The following is a 19,346-nucleotide window of genomic DNA, read 5'->3' on the forward strand; positions in this document are numbered from 1 at the left end:
CCGACGGACGGTTGGCTCCGGTTTAGGGGTTCGGGGCTTCGGGTCGCCGCCCCGTCCCGGGCGGCGTCCGGCGGCCGACTGCGGCGACGACCACGCCGGCGAAGATGAGGACGGCCGTGGCGAGGTGAGCGGTGACGACGGCGGGTTGTAGACGCGCCGTCACGGTGAGGCCGCCGAGCAGGACCTGCACGGGAAGCAGTCCCGCCGCGGCGAGTGCGGCCCGCTCCGGCCACCCGGACTCGCCGGTCAGCCACGCGCCGACGCCCGTAGCGGCGACGAGGAGGCCGGTGAGTGCGGCGAGCGTCCGGTGCAGCCACTCGGCGAACACCTGCGCCGGCGAGAACGGGGCGTCGGCCATCACCGCCGGGTGGAGGAACGGGACCCACGTGCCGTAACAGGTCGGCCAGTCGGGGCAGGCCAACCCGGCACCGATGGCTTTCGTGTACGCCCCGACGCACATCAAGAGGAACGTACTACCGGCAGTGACGGCCGCGAGACGGCGGAAACGGGCGGTGTTCACGGCCGACAGTCGAACGTGCCGTCGGCTTAAATTCCGTAGTACGTTTCTCGAACGTGGGAACGGGAGCGAGGTTTCTGTAGGGGGACCGTCTACCACCACCCATGCTCGGGTCGCTCCCGGACGGCGGCGTCGCCACGCTCGCGCTCTTCGGGACTATCGGCTTCCTCGGGAGCGGCCACTGCGTGGGGATGTGCGGACCGCTCGTCTCGCTGTACGCCGACCGGATGCCCGACGGACGCGGCCGGGTCCTCGGCCAGCACGCGCTGTTCAACCTCGGGCGGACGGCGAGTTACACCGTCCTCGGCGGCCTGTTCGGCCTGTTCGGTGGCCTCGTGGCCGGTGCGGCCGGGTACCTCCCCGGGCCGTTCGGCGCGGTCCGTGGCCTCGTCGGCGTCACCGTCGGCATCGTCGTCGTGGCGTCGGGCCTCGCCCACCTCGCCGGTACGTCGAACCCGCTCCTGTCGGGCACGGCACGGAGCCTGTGGGCACCGCTAGGACGGGTGAGCCGTGCGGTGCGACGACGCGTCGACAGGCGTCTCGGCGGGCCACAGACGGCGGTGCTGGGGGCACTCCACGGGCTGTTTCCCTGTCCGCTGCTGTATCCGGCGTACCTCTACGCGTTCGCGCTCGGTGACCCGCTGGCCGGGGCCGCGGTCCTCGCGGCGTTGGGGCTGGGGACGCTGCCCGCACTGCTCGTGTTCGGCGTGGTAATCGACTCGGTTCAGTTGGGTCGCCTCGGGACGCGTGCGGTCGGTGCCGCGTTCGTCCTCCTCGGCGTCGGGACGCTGCTCGGCGGGTTGGTGGCACTCGGCCTCCCCGTCCCCCAGCCAGCGAGGCTCTCGCTCCCCGCACCGGGGGCAGGGTTGCCGGTACTGGTCGCGGTTCCGGTCGCCGTGGTCGGGTCGCTGCTGTTGCTCGGGGTGAGCCTGACGGTGCTAGTCCGGCGGCGGTCGCTGGCGTATCTGCTGGTCACGCTCGCCTTCCTCGCGTTCGCGGCGCAGGTGTTGGCCGGCCGGTTGGGTGCCGTTTCGGTCATCCGCCCGGGCCTCGAACAGCAGGTCGACCTGCTGGCCGACGCGGCTATCGTCGTCCTGCTCGCGGCGGCCGTCCACACCGTCACGCGCCGCACCGGCGCGTCGAACGACGGGGGGATGGAGCGTGACTGAATCGCGCGCCGTCGTCGAGCAGTACGTGCGCGAGCATCCGGGGAGTCACTTCAGTGCCATCGTCGACGCGCTCGACCAAGCCACCGGACAGGTCCAACACCACGTCTCCCGGTTAGTGCGGGACGACCGACTCGAACGGGCGACCGTCTACGGCCAGACGCACTACTACCCGACGGGATACGACCAGTGGGAGAAGGAGACGCTCGCGCTGTTGCGCCGCGAGAGCGCGCGCGGTATCGTCGGGCGACTCCTCGACACGGACGGCCAGCACCCGGACGCGCTCGCGGACGACATCGGTGTGAGTCGGTCGACCGTCGAGTACCACCTCGACCGGCTGATAGCGTGTGGCGTGGTCGAGAAACGGCGGGACGAGACGGGGCGGGTCAGCGTCCACCTCGAACGACCGCACGAGACGGCACTCCTCCTCTCGGAGGTGGCACCGACCTACGCCGACCGGTTCGTCGACCGGTTCATGCAACTCGTGGACGGGTTCCTCGACGACGCGGCCTGACGGCGTGTCACGTTCGAGGAACGTACTACGGGGTTCTTGTCCGCCGACGTGGAATCGGCGCGTATGCAGGACGCATCGACGGAGTTCGACCGGCGTCGACTGCTCACGCTCGTCGGCACCGGCGTCACGATGGGGCTGGCCGGCTGTAACGGCGGCGACGGTGACGGCGGGACGGCCACCCCGGAGCCGACAGACACGGCGACGCCGACGACGGTGGCGGACGTTCCGGCGGCGTACGAGACGGCGACTGCCCTCGACGGCACGGAGCGTGACCCGTCCGCGGTGTCGACGAAAGAGGCGGTGCAGTATCAGACCGAATCGAACGACGGCGCGCAGTGTTCGGGGTGTCGGTTCTACATCCCCGACAAGAACGGTGACGGCGTCGGGGCCTGTGCCGTCGTCGAGGGAACCATCGACCCCAGCGGGTGGTGTGCGAGTTACGTCGCGTACGAGGGCGACGGGGGCGAGACGGAGACGGCGGCATCGGCCGCCGAAGCCGTCACCGTCCCCTCGGACGCGAACTGTCCGGTGTGTAACATGGTTCCGGCGGAGTACCCGGACTGGAACGCACAGGTGGTCCACGAGGACGGGGAGCGGGCGTTCTTCGACACCGCGGGGTGTATGGTCACCTACTACGCACTTCCCGACGAGTTCGCGGCCACCGACGCCCCCATCACCGGCGTGTGGGTGACCGACTTCGAGACGCGGGAGCGCGTCGACGGAACGACGGCACACTACGCGCTCGAAACCGACAGCGAGAGAGTCAACGACCCGATGCGGCGCAACCCGGCCCCGTTCGCCGACCGGGCCGACGCCGTGGCCTACGTCGACGCGGTCGACTACCTCACGACCGACGACATCGTGGGTCTCGACGCGTTCGACCGTGACCTCGCCGTGCAGTATCGCCGCCGGTTCGTCGAGGACGCCTGAGGACCGCGCGGCGGCGTAGCACTCCTCTTCACACAGTCCCCGTAGCGGCCTCGCCGTCTCGCCGTGGCGGTGCCGTCTTCGAGAAACGTACTACGGGGTTCTTCCCCGGCGAGTCGAACGCTCGGATATGGACCGAACACGACGGACGCTCCTGTCCTCGCTCGGCGCGAGCGCGGCAGTCGGACTGGCTGGCTGTACAGGGTTCATCGGCGGGTCGGCGTCGGACGGCAACACGTACCTCTCGGCGACGGAGTGGGAGGTGGACCCGAGCGCGCTCCCGTTCCCGACACACGGCGACCAGTTGCCGGAGGCGACACTCCCGGCCCCCCTCCGCGAGGCGGAGACGCTCTCGCTCCCCGGGGATTTCGCCGGCGGCGACCTCCTGTTGACGTTCGTCTACACCACGTGTATGACGATGTGTCCCCGGTTGACGGCCATCATGGCGCGGGTCCAAGACCACAGCATCGAGAACGGCTACGCCGACGACGTGGCGTTCGTCGAGACGACGTTCGACCCGGCCCGGGACGACGCGGCCGCGCTCAGGGAGTGGGCGACCCAACACGACGTGGCCACCGACGCCGGGAACTGGTACTTTCTCCGGCCCGAGAGCGAGGCACGGGCGAAGACGGTGGTGCAGGACCGCTACGGCGTGAGCTTCACCAAGACGACGCCCGAGGACATGGACGCGTACATGTTCGCCCACTCCGGTGTCATCCTGTTGGCGAACGCCGACGGTTACGTTGAGCGTGCGTACAAACTCCAGAGCGGGGACGAGGAGACCGTCCGCCCACAGGACGTTCGTGACGACCTGACGACGCTCCGCGAACGGGAGTCTTGACGGTGCCCGCCAGTGCGTTCACCTTCGCCCCACGGCTCGAACTCGCGGTGTTTGGACTGGTCGGGTTGCTCGGCGGGGCGCACTGTCTGGGGATGTGCGGCCCGCTGGTGACGGTGTACGCCGACCGAGTCGAGACTGGCGACCGACTCACGACGCGAGCAGTGCGCCAGCACTTCCTGTTCAACACTGGCCGGACCGTCGCGTACGCCACGCTCGGCGCGGTGATGGGCCTGTTCGGGTCGCTCGTCTACGACGCCGCAGGCATCGCACAGGCCGCCAACGGCGTCCGCGGCGTCGTCGGCGTCGTCGTCGGTGCCCTCGTCGTCGGGTCGGGGCTGAGTTACCTCCGCGGCGGCGCGGGTGGGCCGTTAGCCCGTCTCGACGGCGGGTCCCGGGCCGTCACGTGGCTGACTCGCCGTGTCGACCGCTGGGTGCGCGGGCCACGCATCCTCGGCCTCGGCGCGGTTCACGCCTTCCTGCCGTGTCCGCTCCTGTACCCGGCGTACCTCTACGCGCTGGCGCGCGGCGACCCCGTCGAGGGAGCCGTCGCGCTGGGCGTCCTCGGACTGGGCACGTTCCCGTCGCTCCTGTTTTACGGGACGGTGCTGGCGGCGGCACCGACTGACTGGCTCCGGCGCGTCCACCGCGGCCTCGGCGTCGCCTTCGTCGCCCTCGGGTACCTGCCGCTGTCACACGGGCTGGCACTGCTCGGCCTCCCGGTGCCGCTCCCGCCGGTCCACGACGTGATATACCAGCCGATAGACGCGTTCGTGGACGTGGCCCAGTACTGTCTGCCCTGAAGCCTCAGAGTTCGCCCTTCGTGCTCGGCGTGTCGCTCCGGCGTTCGTCGAGACGGGTGGCGTCGTCCAGCGCGCGGGCCAACGCCTTGAACAGAGCCTCTATCTGGTGGTGTGCGTTCTCGCCGTCGACGCTGGCGTGCAGGGTGAGGCCGGCGTTGGTCGCCAGCGAGCGCAGGAAGTGCCGGGCCATGACGCTGGTGAACTCGCCGACGCGTTCCTGCTCGAACGCCCCCTCGAACCGGAAGTACGGACGGCCCGAGACGTCCACGACCACCTCGGCGCGGGACTCGTCCATCGGGACGGTCCGGTCGGCGAACCGGCGGATGCCGCGCCTGTCGCCGAGTGCCTCGTCGAGTGCCTGCCCGAGGGTGATGGCGACGTCCTCGACGGTGTGGTGGTCGTCGACGTCGAGGTCACCGTCACACTGCACGGTGAGGTCGAACAGGCCGTGCTCGGCGACGGCTTCGAGCATGTGGTCGAGAAAGCCGATGCCGGTGTCGACCGTCGCCTCACCGTCGCCGTCGAGTTCGAGTGTCACGTCGATATCCGTCTCCGCGGTCGTCCGTGACACGGCCGCCGTCCGCTCGCTCATACTTCACGCACATAGCCGAGTGGTAAAAGAACCCCGCGTTCGTTCGCGGTTTCGGCCGGACGAGCACGCCGACCTGTCGAGAACAGTCTCCTTTTCTAGCAGGAGGCCGTTGTACGTTCGATGGCTGAGAACGATTCCAGTCGGAGCCCGACTGTCAACAGACGTGCCTTCCTCGCAGCGGGGGCCGCCACGACGGCTGCACTCGCTGGCTGTACCGGGTCGGGTGAGGGCGATGGGACAGTCACCGGGTCGAGTGCGAGCAGTAGTGAGGTTCTCAGGGTGTCGACCTGGAGCGGGGCGAACACGGACGTTTTCAAGAATGTCATCAAGCCGAGATACGAGGACCGGACGGGGAACACCCTCGAAGTCGTCGGGAACTGGTCGGGTATCGTCCCGAAGGTTCGCCAGTCACCCGAGGACGACCCACCGTTCGACGTGACTGTCGGTGGCGGCCGCATCAACTACCGTGGCAATCAGGGCGACCTCTGGGAACCGGTCCGGTACGACAACCTCTCGAACAGCGGAGCCATCAAAGACCGGCTCATGGGTAGTCAAGCGGCCGAGACGGCCGTACCGGTCGCGTACGGAGTCCACGCGTACGTCTACAACGAGGACGCGACCACGTGGACGCCGGAGACGTGGGCTGATATGGTCTCCGAGGAGGCGTCGAACGTCACGCTCGCGAGCGGGTTCTGGTTGAAGAACCTCATGATGGCAGCAGTCATCGACGACAGCGAACCGCTCGCACGGGAAGTCTACGACCGGGACAACGCAGACGAACTCTTCGACATCCTCCGCGACATCCCGGTGTCGACGTTCTACGAGGGGGCACAGGACCTCTGGACGACGCTGGAGCAGGGACTCGCGAACGTCGGGCACTACTTCTTCGCCTACGGTCTCGCGAAGGCCCGGTCGACGGAGACGATGAACATCGGCGTGACCGTGCCGGAGCAGACGACGGGATACACCGACTACTACCACGTGGTCCGCGGGTCGGGCAAGCGGGAGACTGCGGAGGGGTTCCTCGACTTCCTCATCAGCCCCGAGATGCAGACGGCATACGCGGACGAGTTCGGCCTCGGGATGGCGAACGCCGAAACCGAGTACCCCGACGTGACTGCGGAGAACGTGCCGACGGCGAACGAGGAACTCGGGAACGTCGCGTTCCGTGACTTCGCGCGGGTCGCCAAGTACTCCTCGGACCTGAACGAAGAGTACCGGCAACTGGTACAGAACAACTGAGAGGGAACATGCTCGAACTTGACGGAGTCACAGTACGTTACGACGACATCACCGCAGTCGACGACGTATCGCTGACAGTCGACGACGGTGAGTTGTTCTGCTTGCTCGGTCCGAGCGGCTGCGGGAAGTCGACAGCCCTGCGGACCATCGCGGGGTTCGAGGAACCAGCGACCGGCCGCGTCCGAATCGCCGGGGTGGACGTGACCGACAACCCGCCCCATCGGCGGGACTGCTCCATCGTCTTCCAGGACTGGGCACTGTTCCCGAACAAAACCGTGCACGAGAACGTCGCGTTCGGGCCGAAGATGGCGGGCGTAAGCAAGGCCGAGCGTCGTGAACAGGCACGGGAGAAACTCGACCTCGTCGAGATGGCGTCGTACGCGGACGCGGCACCGGCCGAACTGAGCGGCGGGCAGAAACAACGAGTCGCGCTCGCGCGGTCGCTGGCCGTGGACCCGGACCTGTTGTTGCTCGACGAACCGCTCTCGAACCTCGACCGTCGCCTGCGCGAGTCGATGCAAATCGAAATCAAGGACATCCAGCGCCGCCTGGAGACGACGATGGTGTACGTGACGCACGACCAGAACGAGGCGTTCACGCTCGCGGACAGGCTGGGCGTGATGGACAGCGGACGGTTGGTGCAGGTCGGGGACCCGACGACGGTGTACGACGACCCCCGGAACCGCTTCGTCGAGTCGTTCCTCGGGTCGACGAACTTCATCACGTGCCGCGTCGTCGCGGCCGACGACCGACCAATCCTCTCCTCGCCCGTCGGCCGCTTCCGTGCGCCGATTAGGGACGCGTCGGTGGGGCAGGGAGACACCGTCGTCGTCTCGCTTCGGCCGGAGTGGATGACCCTCGACGCCGGGGCGACGGCCATCGAGGACGGCGGCATCGCCACGGAGGCGGTGACCACCACCTGCTCTGTCGTCGAGACCATCCATCGCGGGTCGAGCGTGCGGCTCCGCCTGTCGGCTGATGGGGCCAGCTTGTTCGCCGAGGTGCCGGTCGGGACTGGTATCGACGTGACGGCGGACGACACGGTGACACTCCAGTGGCGGCCCGCGGACGCCATCTACTTCTCGGAGGCGGGTGACCGGTACCGATGAGCACCGAGGCGTACCGATTCCCGGTGCCGTCGGTGCCGGACCGCTGGCGGACGGTGGTACTGCTGGTGCCGTTGCTGGTACTCGACGTCGGTATCTTCCTCGTCCCGATGGGGTACTTGTTCAGACTCAGCTTCGCCGCCCCGACGGCCAGGGGTGCGTTCGCCGAAGGTTCGTGGTCCGTCGCGGGGTACCGGTACGTCGCCGACACTGGACTCGTCCATCAAGTGTTCGGGTTCACCGTCGTCTTCGGGCTTCTCGTGACGGTGCTCGCGGTCACAATCGGTGTCGTGTACGCATACGCGGCTTGGCGGGCGGACGGCGCGGTTCGCGCTCTGCTGTTGAGTGTGGCCGTCCTCTCGTTGTTCACGACACTCGTGGTCAAACTGTTCGCCGTCCTGCTGGTGTTCGCGCCACAGGGCGTTCTCAACGGACTCCTGACCGCGAGCGGCGTGGTGCCGGAACCGCTCCTGCTGGTCGACAACCTCGTCGGTGCGGTGCTCGGACAGCTGTATATCGTCGCGCCGTACGCGATTCTCGCGACGTACGCGGTGTTGTCGGCGCTGGACGAACAACTCGTCGAGGCGGCCCGCGACCTCGGGGCGGGAGAGTGGGGCGCGTTCCGGGAGGTCGTACTCCCGCACGTCCGGCCCGGTGTCGCCGTCGCGACTGTGGTGAGTTTTACGTGGTCCGTCGGGGCGTACGCCGCCCCACTCCTGCTGGGGTCCGGGAGTGAACAGACGACGGGTATCCTAATCTCGGAGTTGCTGCTCTCGCAGTTCGACTGGCCGGCGGCCGCGGCACTCGCGGTCGTCACGGTCACGCTCGTCTTCGCCGCACTGTCGGTCACGCTGTTGCGGGTCGACGGGGACGGAGGGTTGCTCGATGCGTGACCGGGTCGGTCCGTGGCTCCTCTGGGGAGTCGTCGGACTCTTGATGGTGTTCATGACGCTGCCGCTGCTGGTCGTCGTCGCAACGGCGTTCAGCGCGTCCGGGGCGGTCGCCTTCCCACCGGCACGTCTCTCGACGCGGTGGTTCGGGGCACTGCTCGAACGGCCGGCGTGGCTCCAGTCGGTGCTGAACAGTCTGCTCGTCGCCGGAGGGACCGCGGTCGTCTCGATGCTGGTCGGTGTGGCTGCCGCCCTCGGGGTCAGGCAACTCGACGGACCGCGCCGGACGGCCATCGTCGGACTCACCGTCCTCCCGCTGTTCGTCCCCGGCATCATCATCGGCATCGTCCTATTGACCTTCTTCAGCAGGTTCGGGCTCCAACAGAGCTACGTGGCCATCGTCGCGGCCCACTCGCTGTGGGCGACGCCACTGACGTTCTCGGTCGTGCAGGCGTCGTTTGCCCGGTTCGACTGGCAGATGTCCGAGGCGGCCCAAGACCTCGGAGCCGCCCCGGCGCGGGCGTTCCTGACCGTCGTCGTCCCCAACGTCCGCGTCGGCCTCCTCGTGGCGACACTTGTCGCGTTCGTCGTGAGCCTGCAGGAGTTCGTCATGACTCTGTTCCTCTCCGGCCCAGACACCCGAACTGTCCCGGTACAGGCGTGGAACTCTCTCCGGCAGGGGCTCGACCCGCTCGTCAGCGTCGTCTCGACGCTGCTGCTCGTGGCCGTCGTCCTCCTAGTCGTGGCTGGCAGCGTCCTCGCCGGCATCGAGCGGTTCGTGACCGACACCTGAGCCCCGGCTGGTCGGGTCGGTAAGGCACCGTATCACACCGCTCGTCGCTCCCGTGCGCACCGGAGGGCGCGCCGACGCACCGATGACGGCCGTCTGACGGGCCTTTTTGCCCGTAACGGCCGACGTGAGGGTATGAGCAAGCGACTGGCGGTCGCACTGCTGGGGGTGGTGACCGGGGGACTGCTGTTCGGTGCGGTCGAGACCGTACCGGTCGGTGCCCTGCTGGTCGCGGCCGGTGCGTATCTGCTCGCGGTGCCGTATCTGAGAGGGCGCGCCACCGTCGGGGAGTCACAGCGCGGGCACCGCCGGACCTGAGCCTCACTCCACGGCGGCCATCGCCTCGGCCAGCGTGAACTGGCCCTCGTAGAGCGCGCTCCCGACGACGACGGCGCGCGCGCCCGCATCCTGTAGGTCACGCACGTCGTCGAGCGTGGCGACGCCGCCGCTGGCGACCACGGGGATGTCGACTGCCTCGACCATCCGCCGGACCGGGTCGGTGCGCACGCCGGTCAGTTGCCCCTCCACGTCGACGTCGGTGAACAGGATGCCGCCGGCACCCAACTCCTCGTACCGCGCGGCGGCCTCGGCCGGGTCGAGGCCGGTCCCCTCGGTCCACCCGGAGACGACGACTTCGCCGTCTTTGGCGTCGAGGCTGACCAGCACCGACCCCGGGTAGTCGGCCGAGATGTCCGCGACGATGTCGGGGTTCTCGACGGCGGCGGTGCCGAGGATGACGCGGTCCACGCCGCTGTCGAGCAGGGCCGTCGCGTCGGCGGCGGTCCGGATGCCGCCGCCCAACTGGACGGTCACGTCGACGGCCTCGACGATTGCCTCGATGGCCGGCGCGTTCTGTCGCTCGCCCTCGAAGGCACCGTCCAAGTCGACGAGGTGCAGCGTCTCCGCGCCGGCCTCGACCCACCGCTGGGCGGCCTCGACTGGGTCGCCGTACGTCGTCCCGGTACCGCGTTCGCCGCCGACCAACTGGACGACCTGCCCGTCCTGTACGTCCACGGCGGGCACCACCTCGAACTCGGGGAACATACCCCGTCGTGGGGGTGGCCGGGCGGAAAGCGTGTCGGTCGCAGGCCCCATCGTGTTGGCTCGGTGATATCCGCGGTTCCGTTCCGGGAATCTTAATCCGCTCATCACTGTAGTCGTGTGTATGGTTTCCCTGCTCCTCGCGTTCGGCATCCTTATCGCCTTGTTCGTGGGGTTCAACATCGGCGGGTCGTCGACGAGCGTCGCGTTCGGTCCCGCCGTCGGGAGCAACACGATATCGAAGGCCGGTGCTGCGGCGTTGATGACCGCCTTCGCCCTGTTGGGCGGGGCGACAGTCGGGCGCAACGTCATCACCACGCTGAGCGAGGGGTTGGTGCCGGAGGGGACGTTCACCGTGGGAATCGGCATCATCGTCCTGTTTTTCATCGGTGTCGCCCTCTTCCTCTCGAACGTCGTGGGCGTCCCCGCGTCGACGTCGATGACGGCCGTCGGTGCCATCGCCGGACTGGGGTTGGCGACGAACTCGCTGAACTGGGGCGAGATGGGGCGTATCATCACGTGGTGGCTGGTCTCGCCGCTCATCGCGTTTTGGGTCAGCGGCGTCATCGGCCGGTACCTCTACCCGTGGCTGGTCACGAAGTTCGCCGTCACGCAGACCGAAGGGTCGCTCGTGAAACTGGACCGGTCGGCGGGGTTCCCGTGGGTGACGCTCGGGCCGAACACGACCACGCGTGAGTTCGTCGGCACGTCGCTGGTCGTCCTCATCGCCTGTTACATGGCGTTCTCGGCGGGCGCGTCGAACATCCCGAACGCCGCCGCGCCGCTGGTCGGGAGCGGGGACCTCTCGGTGACGAACGCCATCCTCATCGGCGCGGTGGGCGTGGGGCTGGGTGCGTTCACCATCGCCCGGCGGACGCTGGACACGGTGGGGAACGACCTGACGGAGCTCCCCCTGCTCGCGGCACTCGTCGTCGCCGTGGTGAGTTCGACCATCGTGGCCGTCCTCTCGGAGCTGGGCGTCCCGGCGAGTTTCGTCATCGTCGCGACGATGAGCATCGTCGGCCTCGGGTGGGGGCGGGCGACCCGGACGGCGACACTGTCGGAGACTGTCGGGCGGGATCCCCCGGACGTGTCCGTCGGCGCGCTCGCCGCCGAGTCCGAGGACGCGCCGACGGTCGGCGGGAAGACCGGGGACCCCTCCCGGGTCGAGACCAAGCCCATCGGCGACGAGGAGAGCGAGGACCTGCCGAAGGCGAGCGACCTCTTCGAACCGGGGACGACGGCGCGGGTCATCGTCCTCCAGAACGTCGTGCCCGCCATCGCCACCGTCGCCGCGTTCCTCGTGTTCCGGTACGGGCCGTGGTTCTGAGCGAGCGTAAAAAACGCCCGAACACGTGTGGTCGGGAATCCGGGGGCAGTCCGGCTATCCCCCGGAAAATAGCAAAGTCTAACAGTTAGGGGGACCTACCGATAGCTGATGCCTACGGTTGAGTATATAAACTACGAAGTATTGGACGACCACGGCTGGGACATGTACGACGACGAGACGTTCGACAAAGCGGCCGACGCCGGCCTCGACGACGAGGACTACGGCACGCTCGACGTCAACGAGGGCGAGTACATCCTCGAAGCGGCCGAGTCACAGGGCTACGACTGGCCGTTCTCGTGTCGCGCCGGTGCGTGTGCGAACTGTGCCGCCATCGTCGTGCAGGGCGAAATCGACATGGACATGCAGCAAATCCTCAGCGACGAGGAGGTCGAAGACAAGAACGTCCGCCTGACCTGCATCGGTAGCCCGGACGCCGACGAGGTCAAAATCGTTTACAACGCCAAGCACCTCGACTACCTGCAGAACCGCGTCATCTGAGACGCCTACCGACCCCGCATTTTCTCTCGCTCCGCGAACAGTCCCGACTCCCAACAGGACCCCGAGCGAAGGGTTCAAGCCTCCGGTTTCGGTACGGTGTGGCATGACATGCACCGGACACGGACGGTGGTCACGAGATGCCTGAGGCACACGTCACCGGAATCGGGACGCTCCCGCTGGGAACGTACGACCGACCGGAGCGCGAACTGGCTACGGAGGTTCTCCGCGAAGCGGTCGCGGACGCGGGCGCGACGCTCGCGGACGTGGACGGACTGTACATGCCCAAACCGCGCCCGTGGACGAAACAGAAGTTCTTCTCGACGAGCCTCATCGGCTACCTCGGCCTCGACGTGGCGCAGAACTCGGAGACGTACACCGGCGGGACGAGTGCTGGCAAGGCGTTCCAGTCCGCCGTCGCCGACGTGCGCGCGGGCCGCGTCGAGACAGCCGTCGTCCTCGGCGTCGAGCGCGATTCGGTCATCGAGACCGACGACTACTTCGAGTACATCCTGCACATCTTCGACCGGGAGTTCGGGGCCCCCGCCGGGCCGTCCGTCCCGGGCGTGTACGCCCAGAGCCTCCAGCGGTACTGCCACGAGTACGACGTGTCCCGCGAGGACGTGGCGAGCGTCGTCGTCAAGAACCGCGAGAACGGCGTCGGGAATCCCGAGGGCCTGTTCGACAGCGGCACGTCCGTCGAGGAAGTACTGAACTCCGGGCCGGTCGCCGACCCTCTCACGCTGTACGAGTGTCCCCGCCCCTGCGACGGCGCGGCGGCACTGGTCGTGACGAGCGACCCCGACGGCCCGGCGGTGGCGGGCATCGGGCGCCACCACCCGCCGAGCCACCTCACTGGCGTCCGCGGGCGGTCGCTCGCCTCGCTCCCGGCAGTCGAAGAGAGTGCCGAGATGGGGCTGTCGGACGCGGGCGCGTCGGTCGCGGACGTGGACGTGTTCGAGCCGTACGTCCCCTTCCCGCACGTCGAGGCGATGTTCACCGAGGAGCTGGGACTGTTCGACCGTGGCGACGGCGCGGCGGCCTGCGCCCGCGGGGAGACGCGCCCCGACGGGCCCGTGCCGGTCAGTCCCTCCGGTGGCTGTCTCGGCCGCGGCCACCCGCCGATGGTGACGCCACTGTTGAACCACATCGAGGCCGTCCGCCAAATCGAGGGGACGGCCGCGACGCAGGTACCGGACGCCGAGGTGGCACTGACCACCAGCGAACACGGCCACGTCGACGGGACGACGACCACCGTCTTCAGGGAGGGTGAGGCATGAGCGACGCCTACACCGACCGGTTCTGGGACGCGCTCGAAGACGACCGGTTCCTGCTCGGCGACTGCGACGACTGCGGCGACGCACACTTCCCGCCGGCCCCGGTCTGCCCCCACTGCGGGGCCGAGGCCGGATGGCGGGAGGCGGCGGGCCACGGTGAACTGTACTCCTTCGCGCGCCAGCACCGCACCGCGCCGGGGTTCGACGCGCCGCTGACCGTCGGACTGGTCGAACTCCCGGAGGGACCGCGAGTGCTGACCCGCATCGACACCGACTACGACGCCCTCGAAATCGGCCGCGAGATGGCGATACGCGCCCGCGAGTACGAAGGCGGATTCGACCGGGGACGGCTGGCCGACGCGCCGATGTTCGTCGCCGAACCGCGGTAGTCGCGGGTCGGGAGTCACATCGTCCCCGGGAAACACCCGCAAGTGCTAACACCCTGCCACGGGAGAGGGCGGATGTGTCGACGTTCGCATCCGTTCCGGACCTCCTGCGACTGCTCGCCGTCCCGGTGTTCGGGTGGGCCGCGTGGCGGGACGTTCGGACGCGGCGCGTCCCGAACCGGACGTGGGTTCCGCTGGTCGCGTTGGGCGCACTCGCACTCGCCATCGAGGGGTGGCTGGTCTACACCGGCGAGACGCCGGTTCCGGTCGACCAAGGGGTGTACCTCGTCCGCGTGGTCATCAGCCTCGGCTTCGTGGGACCGCTCGCGTACGCCTTCTGGTGGTTCGGCGGCTTCGGTGGGGCCGACGCGAAGGCACTCATCACGGCCGCAGTCCTGTTTCCGACGTTCCCGACGTACCTGTTCCCGGGTTTCGCGCTCCCGGTGGTGGTTCCGACGCTCGGCGTATTCGCCATGTCCGTCCTCTCGAACACCGTCGTCATCGGCATCGCCTACCCGTTCGTCCTGACGCTTCGCAACGCCGTCGGCGGCCACGTCTCGAAGGTGATGTTCTTCGGGCGGCCGGTGCGGGCGACGGCCGTCACCGAGGAGTACGGCCGCTTGCTCGAGACGATGGACGGGTTCACCCGAGGGGGACTGGACATCGACGCGCTCCGGATGTACCTCTCGTGGCGTGGTGCCGCGCTCGCTGACCTGCGCGGCGACCCCGAGCGGTTCCGTGACCCCGCGAGTATCCCGGCGGAGACGAATCCCCCCGGCGACGGGTCGATGCCAGTCACCGACGGCGGCCGTGAGGCGTCGCCGGAACCGACAGCAACAGGCGACGAAGCGGGAAGCGGCGAGGAGACGCTCGCGGACCCGTGGGGGGCCGAGCGGTTCTTCGACGAACTCGACGGCGGGGCCTACGGGACGACACCCGAACAACTCCGGGCGGGGTTGGACGTACTCGTCGCCGAGGACGAGGTGTGGATAACACCCGGGATTCCGTTCCTCGTGCCGATGTTCGTCGGGTTGCTCGTCGCGCTGACCTACGGTGATTTGCTGTTCGCCGCCATCGACGCGCTCGGGTTCGCGTAGCGGTCCGACACAAGACATATCGGCGCGAAAGGCGACGGAAGCGGTATGGACACGGAGGTCGAACTGGCGTTCGACGAGCACGACCTGTTGCCCGCCATCGCACAGGACACGGCGACGGGCGAGGTGTTGATGCTCGCGTACGTCACGCCCGAGGCCGTCGCCCGCACCCGTGAAACCGGGCTGGCACACTACTACTCCCGGAGCCGCGAGGAGTTGTGGCAGAAAGGCGGGTCGAGCGGCCACACGCAGGCAATCGAGGAAATCCGCGTCGACTGTGACGGCGACACGCTACTGTACGTGGTCGAGCAGACGGGCGGGGCCTGCCACACCGGGTACGAGTCGTGTTTCTACCGCACGCTCGACGGCGAGGTCGTCGGCGAGCGAGTCTTCGACCCGGACGACGTGTACGAATGAGTTCGGGTACGACCGGACGGGCCGGCGGAGCCAGCGACCTCGCCGCCGACCTGCGGGACGCCTACGCCGCCTACGAGCGCGCGACCGAACGAGTCGCCGAGCGCGGCGAGGACACGCTCGAAGCGGTCGCCGAGCAGCACGAACGGCTCCAAGCCCTCTTCAATAGCTACGAGGAGCGCGTGACAGGTGACGGCGACTTCGCGGTGTTCATCGAGTTCCAAGAGGAGATGGCGCGGTTCATCGAGGGCCTGCCCGAGGGGTTGCCCCACCGCGAGGCCTTCGAGGCCGTCGACGACCTGATGCAACAGCGACGGCTCACCGAGAGCGACTTTTCGGCGGCCCGTGACCGCCTCGCGCCGGTCGAGAACGACGTGGCCCGCCTCGAAGAGCGCGACGCGACCCGGAACCGGTACCGCGAGTTGCAGACCCACGCCCAGAAGCGCGCCCGCGAACTCGGTGACGAAATCGCCGACCTCGAACGCCTCCAAGACCTCGGCGCGGCCGACCTCGACGCGCCCGTCGAGCGGGTGAGCGACCCCATCGAGGCCTACAACGAGGCCGTCACCGAGGCGTTCGAGACGTTCCGGCGCGAGGCGAGTGCCCGTGACGTACTCGACTTCGTCGCGGCGACGACGGCCTTCCCGCTCGTGCCGTTCGAGGCTCCGCCGAGCGACCTGCGGGAGTACGTCGAGACGCACGAGGCGGGGACCGATTCCATCCCGCAACTGCTGGAGTACGCCGAGTACTCGAAGTCGAAGCTCTCCCACTACGTCGACGACGCCGACGCGCTCACGCGGACGGTGGCGACGAACCGGACGTACCTCCGGCGGCTCGATGCCGACCCCCTGACCGTCGCGTGGCCGCCGCCGCCCGCCGACCGTCTCCGGTGGCGGCTCCGTGAACTCGTGCAGGTGACCGGGCGGTTCGCGCCCGAGGACGTGGTGGCGCGACTGCGCGACTTGCGCTCGCTGCCCGACCGAACCGAGTACGACCGCCTGCGCGAGAGCGCGGTGGCTCGCGAGCAGGTGACCGACGACCAGCGCGAGCGACTGGCGTCGGGTGCGGTCGCCGACGAACTCGAACGGCTCCGGGCGACGCGGACCGAGTTACGGGACGCACTCGACTCGCTGCCCTCAGTCTGAGCCGTCGACGGCCCGAAGCATCGCCGACCGCATCTCGTCCAACAGCGTCGCCGCCCGCTCGGGGTCCGCTGATTCGGCGTACACCCGAACGACCGGTTCCGTGCCGCTGGGTCGGGCGAGGACCCAACTGTCCCCGTAGTCCAGCCGGTACCCGTCCGTCGTATCGAGGGCGGCGTCGGCGTCGCGAGCGACGCGCTCGATGGTCTCCAGCAGGCGGTGGCGCTCGTCGTCTGTCTCGTACTCGACGTTCGTGCGGACGAGTTGATAGTCGTCGTAGGGTGCGACCACCTCGCTCGCGGGCCGGTCGGCGACGAGTTCGAGGAAGCGCGCGGCGGTGTACGCGCCGTCGCGGGCGAGTCGGTGGTTCGGGAACAGGATGCCGCCGTTGCCCTCCCCCGCGATGGCGACGGACTCGCCGTCGTCCTGTAGCTCGCGGGCGCGGGTGATGATGTGCGTGCTCCCGATGGGCGTCAGCGAGAGCGAGGCCCCCGCGTCCTCGACCACGTCGACGAGTCGCTGTGAGGCGTTGACCGCCGACACCGCGTACGCGCCGGCGTCGAGTTCCGCGGCGGCCAGCGCGGCCAGCGCGGAGTCACCGGGGACGAACTCCCCGCGCTCGTCGAAGAACATCGCTCTGTCGGCGTCGCCGTCGTGTGCGATGCCGAGGTCGGCGTCGGTCGTCCGCACCAGACGGCCGAGGTCGACCAAATTCTCGGCGACCGGTTCGGGGTTCCGCCCCGGGAAGTGACCGTCCGGCTGGGCGTTGACAGTGACCACGTCACAGCCGAGGGCACGAAGAAAGCGGGGCGAGGTGAGCGACCCCGCGCCGTGTCCGGGGTCGAGGGCGACCGTCAGGTCCGCCGCCGCTACCGTCTCGCGGTCCACGGCGGCGAGCAGTTCCTCGACGTAGGCCTCGCGGGCGTCGTCGACGCGGACGGTGTCGCCGGTGTCGGCCCACCCGACGGTGGCGAAGTCCTCGGCGAGCAGGCGTTCCTCGATTCGTTCGAGCGTGCCCCGCGTGAGTTCGACGCCCTCCCCCCCGACGAGTTTCACGCCGTTGAACGCGGGGGGGTTGTGGCTCGCGGTGACCATCAGGCCGGGCACGCCAGTCCGCTCGCAGTACGCTTGGAGTCCGGGTGTCGGGCAGACGCCGAGGCGGGCCACGTCCGCACCGACGCTCGCCAGTCCGCTCGCGGCGGCGTCGGCCAGCATCCGGCCGGTCGTCCGGGTGTCCCGAGCCAGCGCGACTCGGTCGGTACCGAGGACCGACCCGGCGGCCTGTGCGATGGCGAGGACGTACGCGGGCGTGAGTTCCTCGTTGGCGACGCCCCGGACGCCGCTGGACCCGAACACCTTCATTACCGGTGGGTCGGTGGGCGACCAACTAAACGTTTGTACTCCGCTACCGCAGTCCCCGCCCCGCCTCCCACGCCCGAACGAGGGCGGCGAGTGTGCGGTTGACCGGCGCGTCGGTGCGGTCGGCCACGTAGCCGTTGATGGCGTCTATCTCCGTGCGCCGACCGTCGCGCACGTCTTGGTGCATCGAGGACGTGTTCGCCGCCGTCGCTCGGGCAACCCGCTCGACGGCCGCAACCGCCGCCTCGTCGGTGAGGTCGACCCCCGCTTCGCGGGCCGCCCGCGCCGTCTCCCGGGCCGCCGCCGCCGCGGCGTCGGTCCCCGGCCCGTCCACCAGCGCGCCGTTCTCGATTCGAGCCAGTGCCGTCGTCGCGTTGATGCCCGCGTTGACCGCCAGTTTCTCCCAGAGTCGACGGGGCATGTCGGCGGCCACCGTCGTCTCGAACCCCGCCGAGTCGAAGGCCGCCCCCACGGCGTCCGCCGTCGTCGAGGTGCCCCCCTCGCGCGGTCCGAGGACGACTTCGCCGACGCCGGTACAGGTGACCGTCCCGGGGCCGTCCCGGAGCGCGCCGTACGTGCAGGTTCCGGCGAGGACTGGACAGTCGAGTGCCTCGGCGAGCAGTGCCTCGTTGCCCATCCCGTTCTGGAGAGAGAGAGCCGCGTCGAGGGGACAGTCGGCGAGCGCGACGGCCGCGGCCTCGGTGTCGTGAGCTTTGACCGTCACGACGGCGAGGTCCGCCGCACAGTCCTCGGGGACGGCGGTGACGGCGTCGGGAGTGACCCGGACGTCGAACGCGCCGGTGACGGCGAGGCCGTCGGCCGCAATCGCGCCAATGTGCGGGTCGCGCCCGACCAGCGTGACCGAGTGGTCGCGGGCCAACAGGCCGCCGACGAGCGACCCGAGACTACCCGCGCCGAAGACGAGAACGTCCACGTCTGTCCGTCAGTCCTCGGTCCAGTAGTAGATATCTTCCTTTCCCGTCCCGCAGTTGGGACAGGCCGCGGGGATGTCGTCCTCGATGTCGCCCATCTCGCCACACTCCCAGCATCGCCACATCAACTCGGCCTCGCCGAACTCGTGGCCCGCCCGGACGTGTTCCTCCGAGAGTCCCTCGACGCCGTCGTCGAGCGTCACGTAGAAGCCGTGTTCGTCGAACCCGCGGACGCGCCCGAGTTCGTTGCCGTCCTCGTCGTAGACGGTCTGTCCGAACGTCGGAGCCAAGTCACTCGTTGAGTCGCTCATGTGCGGACAGTTCGTCGGGATTGGGGTTAAATCTACGTGCCAGTCCGGTGCGGACGACGCCAGCATCCGCGCGCCGGCGGCGCGCGGTTCACGCGAACGACTGCATCGCTCGCGGTGTTTTTGCCCGAGCTTTTTGCAATCGGGGTGCGCCTCGCGCACCCCGTGCAGTAAAAAGGTCGT

General features: G+C 68.9%; 23 protein-coding genes. 17 read left to right on the forward strand and 6 right to left on the reverse strand.

Translation table 11 applies throughout. The features are described from left to right. Positions 1-22: 22 nt before the first annotated feature. Positions 23-520, reverse strand: a complete 498-nt coding sequence (locus MUG95_RS07680; RefSeq protein ID WP_247005390.1) for a COX15/CtaA family protein — start codon at positions 518-520, stop codon at positions 23-25. A gap of 101 nt (positions 521-621) precedes the next feature. Here MUG95_RS07680 and MUG95_RS07685 point away from each other — a divergent pair, with 101 nt between their 5' ends. The 5 genes from MUG95_RS07685 to MUG95_RS07705 all read left to right on the forward strand — a co-directional run bounded on the left by MUG95_RS07685 (position 622) and on the right by MUG95_RS07705 (position 4,765). Then, the gene (locus tag MUG95_RS07685) at positions 622-1,686 is read left to right on the forward strand and encodes a sulfite exporter TauE/SafE family protein (protein ID WP_247005392.1); all 1,065 of its coding nucleotides are present in this window, start codon (positions 622-624) and stop codon (positions 1,684-1,686) included. After that, complete coding sequence (locus MUG95_RS07690; protein ID WP_247005393.1) at positions 1,679-2,197, forward strand: winged helix-turn-helix transcriptional regulator; 519 nt, start codon at positions 1,679-1,681, stop codon at positions 2,195-2,197. The genes MUG95_RS07685 and MUG95_RS07690 overlap by 8 nt, the downstream gene beginning before the upstream one ends. A gap of 63 nt (positions 2,198-2,260) precedes the next feature. Next, positions 2,261-3,127 carry a nitrous oxide reductase accessory protein NosL gene (locus MUG95_RS07695; RefSeq protein WP_247005395.1) on the forward strand — a complete coding sequence of 289 codons (867 nt, stop codon included), beginning with the start codon at positions 2,261-2,263 and terminating at the stop codon, positions 3,125-3,127. A 127-nt stretch (positions 3,128-3,254) separates the two neighbouring features. Further along, the gene (locus tag MUG95_RS07700; protein ID WP_247005397.1) at positions 3,255-3,965 is read left to right on the forward strand and encodes an SCO family protein; all 711 of its coding nucleotides are present in this window, start codon (positions 3,255-3,257) and stop codon (positions 3,963-3,965) included. Beyond that, a complete protein-coding gene (locus tag MUG95_RS07705; protein WP_372608167.1) occupies positions 3,962-4,765 on the forward strand; it encodes a sulfite exporter TauE/SafE family protein in 804 nt (267 codons plus the stop codon). The genes MUG95_RS07700 and MUG95_RS07705 overlap by 4 nt, the downstream gene beginning before the upstream one ends. A 4-nt stretch (positions 4,766-4,769) precedes the next feature. Here MUG95_RS07705 and hisB read toward each other — a convergent pair whose 3' ends face one another. After that, on the reverse strand, positions 4,770-5,357 hold the full coding sequence (hisB, locus tag MUG95_RS07710; RefSeq protein ID WP_247005401.1) for an imidazoleglycerol-phosphate dehydratase HisB: 588 nt from the start codon (positions 5,355-5,357) through the stop codon (positions 4,770-4,772). 120 nt (positions 5,358-5,477) lie between these two features. Here hisB and MUG95_RS07715 point away from each other — a divergent pair, with 120 nt between their 5' ends. From MUG95_RS07715 to MUG95_RS07735, 5 genes are all read left to right on the forward strand, one after another. Further along, complete coding sequence (locus tag MUG95_RS07715; RefSeq protein ID WP_247005402.1) at positions 5,478-6,599, forward strand: extracellular solute-binding protein; 1,122 nt, start codon at positions 5,478-5,480, stop codon at positions 6,597-6,599. An 8-nt stretch (positions 6,600-6,607) separates the two neighbouring features. Next, complete coding sequence (locus tag MUG95_RS07720) at positions 6,608-7,708, forward strand: ABC transporter ATP-binding protein (RefSeq protein ID WP_247005405.1); 1,101 nt, start codon at positions 6,608-6,610, stop codon at positions 7,706-7,708. Then, positions 7,705-8,598, forward strand: coding sequence for an ABC transporter permease (locus tag MUG95_RS07725; RefSeq protein ID WP_247005407.1), 894 nt, complete (start codon positions 7,705-7,707; stop codon positions 8,596-8,598). The genes MUG95_RS07720 and MUG95_RS07725 overlap by 4 nt, the downstream gene beginning before the upstream one ends. Continuing rightward, positions 8,591-9,388 (forward strand): ABC transporter permease, encoded by a 798-nt coding sequence (locus MUG95_RS07730; protein ID WP_247005408.1) that lies wholly within the window; start codon positions 8,591-8,593, stop codon positions 9,386-9,388. The genes MUG95_RS07725 and MUG95_RS07730 overlap by 8 nt, the downstream gene beginning before the upstream one ends. A gap of 132 nt (positions 9,389-9,520) precedes the next feature. After that, on the forward strand, positions 9,521-9,703 hold the full coding sequence (locus tag MUG95_RS07735; protein ID WP_247005409.1) for a hypothetical protein: 183 nt from the start codon (positions 9,521-9,523) through the stop codon (positions 9,701-9,703). 3 nt (positions 9,704-9,706) lie between these two features. Here the strand turns inward: MUG95_RS07735 and hisA are convergent, their stop codons facing one another. Then, complete coding sequence (hisA, locus tag MUG95_RS07740) at positions 9,707-10,429, reverse strand: 1-(5-phosphoribosyl)-5-[(5-phosphoribosylamino)methylideneamino]imidazole-4-carboxamide isomerase (protein WP_247005410.1); 723 nt, start codon at positions 10,427-10,429, stop codon at positions 9,707-9,709. Between the two features lie 121 nt (positions 10,430-10,550). Here hisA and MUG95_RS07745 point away from each other — a divergent pair, with 121 nt between their 5' ends. From MUG95_RS07745 to MUG95_RS07775, 7 genes are all read left to right on the forward strand, one after another. Then, on the forward strand, positions 10,551-11,756 hold the full coding sequence (locus MUG95_RS07745; RefSeq protein ID WP_247005411.1) for an inorganic phosphate transporter: 1,206 nt from the start codon (positions 10,551-10,553) through the stop codon (positions 11,754-11,756). Positions 11,757-11,864: 108 nt separating this feature from the next. Next, a complete protein-coding gene (gene fer / locus MUG95_RS07750; protein ID WP_247005412.1) occupies positions 11,865-12,254 on the forward strand; it encodes a ferredoxin Fer in 390 nt (129 codons plus the stop codon). A gap of 137 nt (positions 12,255-12,391) precedes the next feature. Continuing rightward, a complete protein-coding gene (locus MUG95_RS07755) occupies positions 12,392-13,531 on the forward strand; it encodes a thiolase family protein (RefSeq protein ID WP_247005413.1) in 1,140 nt (379 codons plus the stop codon). Further along, the gene (locus MUG95_RS07760) at positions 13,528-13,917 is read left to right on the forward strand and encodes a Zn-ribbon domain-containing OB-fold protein (RefSeq protein WP_247005414.1); all 390 of its coding nucleotides are present in this window, start codon (positions 13,528-13,530) and stop codon (positions 13,915-13,917) included. The genes MUG95_RS07755 and MUG95_RS07760 overlap by 4 nt, the downstream gene beginning before the upstream one ends. 74 nt (positions 13,918-13,991) lie before the next feature. Continuing rightward, positions 13,992-15,011: an A24 family peptidase C-terminal domain-containing protein gene (locus MUG95_RS07765; RefSeq protein WP_247005416.1), complete on the forward strand. Its 1,020-nt coding sequence runs from the start codon at positions 13,992-13,994 to the stop codon at positions 15,009-15,011. Positions 15,012-15,056: 45 nt separating this feature from the next. Then, the gene (gene hisI / locus MUG95_RS07770) at positions 15,057-15,425 is read left to right on the forward strand and encodes a phosphoribosyl-AMP cyclohydrolase (protein WP_247005418.1); all 369 of its coding nucleotides are present in this window, start codon (positions 15,057-15,059) and stop codon (positions 15,423-15,425) included. Continuing rightward, positions 15,422-16,567: a DUF7118 family protein gene (locus tag MUG95_RS07775; RefSeq protein ID WP_247005420.1), complete on the forward strand. Its 1,146-nt coding sequence runs from the start codon at positions 15,422-15,424 to the stop codon at positions 16,565-16,567. The genes hisI and MUG95_RS07775 overlap by 4 nt, the downstream gene beginning before the upstream one ends. Here MUG95_RS07775 and glmM read toward each other — a convergent pair. Genes glmM through MUG95_RS07790 form a run of 3 tightly spaced genes read right to left on the reverse strand, consistent with a single transcriptional unit; the run spans position 16,559 to position 19,166 of the window. Then, on the reverse strand, positions 16,559-17,926 hold the full coding sequence (gene glmM, locus MUG95_RS07780) for a phosphoglucosamine mutase (RefSeq protein WP_247005422.1): 1,368 nt from the start codon (positions 17,924-17,926) through the stop codon (positions 16,559-16,561). The two genes, MUG95_RS07775 and glmM, sit on opposite strands and share 9 nt — an antisense overlap. 43 nt (positions 17,927-17,969) lie before the next feature. Next, complete coding sequence (locus MUG95_RS07785; protein ID WP_247005424.1) at positions 17,970-18,857, reverse strand: ketopantoate reductase family protein; 888 nt, start codon at positions 18,855-18,857, stop codon at positions 17,970-17,972. A 9-nt stretch (positions 18,858-18,866) separates the two neighbouring features. Continuing rightward, a complete protein-coding gene (locus tag MUG95_RS07790) occupies positions 18,867-19,166 on the reverse strand; it encodes a DUF7130 family rubredoxin-like protein (RefSeq protein WP_247005425.1) in 300 nt (99 codons plus the stop codon). Positions 19,167-19,346: the final 180 nt, after the last annotated feature.

Origin of the sequence: Halorientalis litorea (assembly GCF_023028225.1) — an archaeon.
Classification (GTDB): domain Archaea; phylum Halobacteriota; class Halobacteria; order Halobacteriales; family Haloarculaceae; genus Halorientalis; species Halorientalis litorea.